We start from the raw sequence: 5,338 nt of genomic DNA on the forward strand, positions 1-5,338 counted from the left end.
CTTTACTAAAGCTTACAAAATCAACGATTCTGCACTTGAAGCAGTATCTAACGTAGCATTGTCCTTATTCGTAACAATGGCTATCAACAGCTTGAAGCTAGTTCAATTAATTGATCTTGCATTACCACTTATTACAATTTTACTAGCACAAAGTGTACTTATCTGTGTATTTGCATACCTTATCTACTTCATCTTTGGTCGCAACTACGATGCGGTTATGCTTGGCGCTGGTGCCATCGGCTTCGGTCTAGGTGCTACACCAAATGCGTTGGTTAACATGTTATCCTTGGCAGGCAAACACGGTCCATCCCCTCGTGCATGGCTCGTAGTTTCCTTGGTAGGTGCATTCTTAATCGACTTTGCAAACGCCTTCCTCATTACAACAATGGCAGGCTTCTTGTACTAATAAAAAGGACCCATACGGGTCCTTTTTTTATGAAAAAATCTTATTAGAATAAAAAGAGCTTATTAGAATGATATGTTATCAATCTAATAAGCTCTTTATGCATTATACTATTTAATTAAAGAAGCCCAAGCATTGGCTACATCAGCAAATTCTTGAAGGGTAAAGGTCTCACCTCTTCGTTGACCGTCGATGTTTGCTTTTGCTAATAGCTCTTCGATTCTATCTTTTGATAAACCTGTTGTTTTCATCGTATTAGAGAATGTTTTACGACGTTGCGCAAAACCAGCTTTCACAACGCGGAAGAATAGTTTCTCATCAATTACATCTACCGGTGGTTTATCACGCAATACGCAGCGAATTACAGAACTTGTTACCGCTGGTGCAGGCAAGAAAGATTTAGGAGGTACATCGAGAACAATATCTGGCTCTGTATAATACTGAACAGCTACAGATAAGGCACCATAGTCCTTTGTACCAGGCTGTGCTACCATGCGTAGAGCAACTTCCTTTTGTACCATTACAACGAGGCGCTCAATTGGTAATTTGCTTTCCAATAGAGACATAATAATAGGCGTTGTAATATAATACGGTAAATTGGCAACCACCTTAAACGGTTTATGGTTCATGATGGTGGGCACATCTAATTTCAATACATCACCATGAACGATGCGTACATTGTCATAAGATGCTAATGTTGTATCTAGCACTTCTAATAGACGGCGATCTAGTTCAATGGCTGTTACATCAGCACCGCTTTGTGCTAAACCTTGTGTTAAGGTACCAATGCCAGGGCCAACCTCAAGTACAGGTTCACCAGGTGTTAACTCCGCGGCATGAACGATTTCATCGACGATGCCGCGTTTAATAAGAAAGTTTTGCCCTAGCTTTTTGCTCATTTTAATATCGAAGCGTTTACATATATAATGCACTACCTCAGGGCTTGCAATTACTGATTCTAACATCTTAACTCCTATTTCAAACTATTTACTGCCTCTTCATAAGCATCTCGTGTTATACCGTAATGATTTAACCGATATAAGAATTGCTTACCATTTCCGTAGCCAATCCCTAATTTTGCACCAATAACAGCTCGTCGAGCTGCGCTATCTGGCATACCTGACAGTCCATGGCGCACTAAATCCACCATAGAAAATTCATTGGATGATTCTAAAGACTCTACATGTAATGTAGATAAAGCCTTTCTAATGGATTCTGGAGATGCTTGTTCTATGCCAATATCATCGTTTGCAAAAGCTTCGTCACGAGGAACAAAAGCATGTTGTGCATTGGGGAATTTTTTCGTTAATACACGACGAATTCGCTCCCCTGCGGTATCAGGATCTGTTAGTATGATGATGCCTCGTTTTTCATAAGCAACGCGAATCATATCGATAACACCTTTTCGAAGAGTGAAACCTTCAGTGGCTATGCAATCAGCCTCTACAGCTTGAGCAATGCGTTGTATATCAGATTTTCCTTCTACGACGATGACTTGTTTTAGCATAGGTCCTCCTTTATTCTATTAGTACATTGTAACACATATATAACATTGCTTAAATACTTATAATCGAGTAGTATTAATAGTGTAATATATAAAAGGAGGCCAATTATGACCTTACAACAATTAAAGTATGTCACAACAATTGCCAATATAGGTAGTATTAGTGAAGCTGCCAAGAGATTATTTGTATCTCAACCTAGCCTTACAAAGGCTATTAAAGAATTAGAAAAGGAAATGGGCATTACCATTTTCGATCGTACCAATAAAGGGATTACTGTTTCTAAAGAAGGGGAACGTTTCCTCGGCTATGCACGCCAAGTCCTTGAGCAAGCAGCCCTTTTAGAGGAGCAATATAAGAGTCAAAGCGGTGGGAAGAAACAATTTTCTGTTTCTACACAACATTACTCCTTTGCAGTGAATGCCTTTGTAGAGCTTTTAAAAGGTGCAGGCATCGATCAATATGATGTATCCTTACGCGAAACACAAACCTATGAAATCATTGATGACGTAGCTCATATGAAGAGTGAAATCGGCTTGCTTTATTATAATGATTTCAACCGTCCTGTATTAGAAAAATTAATTCACACTAACGAATTAACTTTTACAGAATTATTTACGGCTCACCCTCATATCTTCATCGGTAAAACACATCCATTAGCTAATAAAGATGTAGTGTCCATGGATGAGTTAGAAGAGTATCCATATATCTCCTTTGAACAAGGGGATCATAACTCCTTCTATTTCTCTGAAGAAATCTTCAGTACCGTAGTGCGTCCAAAGCATATCCGCGTTCGTGACAGAGCCTCTTTATTCAGCCTATTACTTGGACTTGATGGGTACACTGTATCTAGTGGTGTAATCGATAAAGAGGTCAATGGGGAAAATATCATCTCTGTGCCCCTTGCAGAAGAAGGCTTGATGCATATTGGATATATTACTAACAATAAAATGCAACGCAGCCGCTTAGGCCAAGAATATATTCAAGCCCTTGAACAATACGTTGGCAACTATGGTAGACATATTCAATTGCCAGAGGATAAAAAATAATATATTGAAAGCACTCTCTTTTATGAATTGATCCAAAGTTGGACACAACTTTGGATGTAGTTCATTTTAGGAGAGTGCTTTTTATATTGCTCCACATTTAAATTCTAATAGTCCCCCCCTCGATATAACTAAAAAGACAAATTTACAATCGTATATAGTTTCAAGTTATATACAACTCTAATATATAGATATTTTTACATATAGTCATACTTCGTTATAATAAGCCTATCGAAATTATCGGTTTTACCGTTTATATAAGGAGGATTATTATTATGTCCAAACAATTAGCACCATTCCACTTTGATATTGTAGGTTCTATCCTACGTCCTGAAGAATTAAAAGAAGCTCGCGAAGCTTTCAATAATGGAAATATTTCTAGAGAAGAATTAACAGCTGTTGAGGATCGTCTTATTACAGACCTCATTCAAAAACAAAAGGCTGCTGGTCTACCAGTTATTACAGACGGCGAGTTCCGTCGTGCCTATTGGCATTTAGATTTCATGTGGGGATTTAACGGCGTAAAAGAAATTGAACTAGAACACGGTTACAAATTCGTTGGTCAAGAAACAGCGCCAGGTTCCCTCGCCCTTACTGGCAAAATTACGGGAACAAATCACCCATTCGTGGAGCATTTCAAATTTGTAAAACAATTCGAAGATGAAAACACTACGGCCCGTCAAACCATCCCAGCTCCATCCCAATTCTTAGCTGAATTATTCCGTGAGGATAACGGCATTACGACACGCTCCTTCTACCCTGATTTAGAAGAACTCATCCAAGACATTGCCGCTGCATATCGTCAAGTTATCAAAGATTTGTATGACGCTGGTTGCCGCAATATTCAATTTGATGATTGTACTTGGGGTATGTGCTGTGACCACGCTTACTGGACAGGCCGTCAAAAGGATAAAAGCGTAACCATCGAAGGCGAAACAGCTAAGTACTTACGCTTAAACAACTTGGCCCTCGAAGGTCGCCCTCAAGACTTAGCCTTTACAACTCATGTATGTCGAGGTAATTACAACTCTACTTGGGCTGCTAGTGGCGGTTATGAACCAGTTGCCCCTATTCTATTCGCTAAAGAAAATGTAGATGCTTATTACTTGGAATTTGACGATGATCGCTCTGGTGGCTTTGAACCATTGCGTGAGGTATCTCCTAACAAGAAGGTCGTATTAGGTCTTATTACATCTAAACGTCCAGAATTAGAAGATAAAGAAGTTATTAAAAAACGCATTCAAGAGGCTACCCAATATATTCCTCTTGAAAGACTTTGCTTATCCCCGCAATGCGGCTTTGCTTCTTGTGAAATTGGCAACCAATTGACCGAAGAAGAACAATGGGCTAAACTAGCATTAGTTAAAGAAATAGCTCATGAAGTTTGGGGTGATTAAATGAATGAACATACTATATATTTAGGGGGCGGTTGTTTCTGGGGCCTTCAAGGATACATCAAGAAAATTGGAGGCGTCCTCTCCACAGAAGTAGGCTATGCCAATGGTCCTACTGAAAATCCAAGTTATGAAGATGTATGCCACAATAGTGGCCATGTAGAAGCCCTCAAGGTTACCTACGATGCAGACACACTCTCCTTGGACCATTTGATTCAATATTTCCTACGAGCTATCGATCCATTTAGTATTAATAAACAAGGCGGTGACGTAGGTATTCAATACCGTACTGGTATTTACTATACGGATAAGGCAGATAAAGCTATTATTGAAAGTACCTTAGCCCGTGCTCAAGCCTTGGAGGGCAAACCCTTTGCTATCGAAGTGTTACCTTTAAAAAACTACTACTCTGCTGAGGAGTATCATCAAGATTACTTAGATAAAAATCCTAACGGTTATTGTCATATTCCATTAGGCCTATCTGATGAGCCACTTATCGATGATAATGCGTATAACAAGCCATCTAAAGAAGCCTTAGAGGCACTATCACCACAAGAGTATGAGGTTACGCAAAATTCTGCTACAGATGCTCCTTTTAGTCATGAATTAACAGATGAATTCAAAGCAGGTCTCTACGTAGATATCACTACTGGAGAGCCCCTCTTTGTATCGTCACATAAATTCAACTCTCATTGCGGTTGGCCAAGCTTTACTAAACCAATCGCTAAGGATGTTATTAAATACTACCAAGACGACTCTCATGGTATGAATCGTATCGAAGTGCGCAGCCGCATTGGCAATGCTCACTTAGGCCATGTATTCGAAGATGGACCTAACGGCTCTCTTCGCTACTGTATCAATGGATCTGCCTTAACCTTTATTCCTAAAGAAGAGTTAAAAGGCACAAAATACGAATATCTCTTACCGTATATTGAAGATTAAATAGTAAAAGACGACTTACACATGTAAGTCGTCTTTTTTAGCATTTTTTAC

At 39.2% G+C, this 5,338-nt stretch carries 6 protein-coding genes; 4 read left to right on the top strand and 2 right to left on the bottom strand.

The window, feature by feature from the left end:
• Nucleotides 1-406 (top strand): sodium/glutamate symporter (locus Q0F90_RS06910; protein ID WP_296004319.1); only part of this gene is annotated, 406 nt, incomplete at its 5' end.
• 107 nt (nt 407-513) lie between these two features.
• On the opposite strand, the gene rsmA is transcribed toward Q0F90_RS06910, so the two are convergent.
• Together rsmA and rnmV are read right to left on the bottom strand one after the other, a co-directional pair.
• Nucleotides 514-1,368 (bottom strand): 16S rRNA (adenine(1518)-N(6)/adenine(1519)-N(6))-dimethyltransferase RsmA, encoded by an 855-nt coding sequence (gene rsmA / locus Q0F90_RS06915; protein WP_296004320.1) that lies wholly within the window; start codon nt 1,366-1,368, stop codon nt 514-516.
• An 8-nt stretch (nt 1,369-1,376) separates the two neighbouring features.
• Complete coding sequence (rnmV, locus tag Q0F90_RS06920) at nt 1,377-1,910, bottom strand: ribonuclease M5 (protein ID WP_105097800.1); 534 nt, start codon at nt 1,908-1,910, stop codon at nt 1,377-1,379.
• Nucleotides 1,911-2,015: 105 nt separating this feature from the next.
• Here rnmV and Q0F90_RS06925 point away from each other — a divergent pair, with 105 nt between their 5' ends.
• From Q0F90_RS06925 to msrB, 3 genes are all read left to right on the top strand, one after another.
• Nucleotides 2,016-2,954: a LysR family transcriptional regulator gene (locus Q0F90_RS06925; RefSeq protein WP_287292351.1), complete on the top strand. Its 939-nt coding sequence runs from the start codon at nt 2,016-2,018 to the stop codon at nt 2,952-2,954.
• A gap of 272 nt (nt 2,955-3,226) precedes the next feature.
• Nucleotides 3,227-4,348: a 5-methyltetrahydropteroyltriglutamate--homocysteine S-methyltransferase gene (locus Q0F90_RS06930; protein ID WP_296004321.1), complete on the top strand. Its 1,122-nt coding sequence runs from the start codon at nt 3,227-3,229 to the stop codon at nt 4,346-4,348.
• Nucleotides 4,349-5,287 carry a peptide-methionine (R)-S-oxide reductase MsrB gene (msrB, locus tag Q0F90_RS06935; protein ID WP_296004322.1) on the top strand — a complete coding sequence of 313 codons (939 nt, stop codon included), beginning with the start codon at nt 4,349-4,351 and terminating at the stop codon, nt 5,285-5,287.
• The last annotated feature ends 51 nt before the right edge of the window (nt 5,288-5,338 follow it).

It is taken from the genome of uncultured Veillonella sp., assembly GCF_934190855.1.
Taxonomy (GTDB): Bacteria; Bacillota; Negativicutes; order Veillonellales; family Veillonellaceae; genus Veillonella.

Bases quoted from the DNA above. Each gene is read 5' to 3' on its own strand.
- Q0F90_RS06925 (WP_287292351.1), top strand. From the start codon at position 2,016: ATGACCTTACAACAATTAAAGTATGTCACAACAATTGCCAATATAGGT.
- rsmA (WP_296004320.1), bottom strand. From the start codon at position 1,368: ATGTTAGAATCAGTAATTGCAAGCCCTGAGGTAGTGCATTATATATGT.
- rnmV (WP_105097800.1), bottom strand. From the start codon at position 1,910: ATGCTAAAACAAGTCATCGTCGTAGAAGGAAAATCTGATATACAACGC.
- Q0F90_RS06930 (WP_296004321.1), top strand. From the start codon at position 3,227: ATGTCCAAACAATTAGCACCATTCCACTTTGATATTGTAGGTTCTATC.
- msrB (WP_296004322.1), top strand. From the start codon at position 4,349: ATGAATGAACATACTATATATTTAGGGGGCGGTTGTTTCTGGGGCCTT.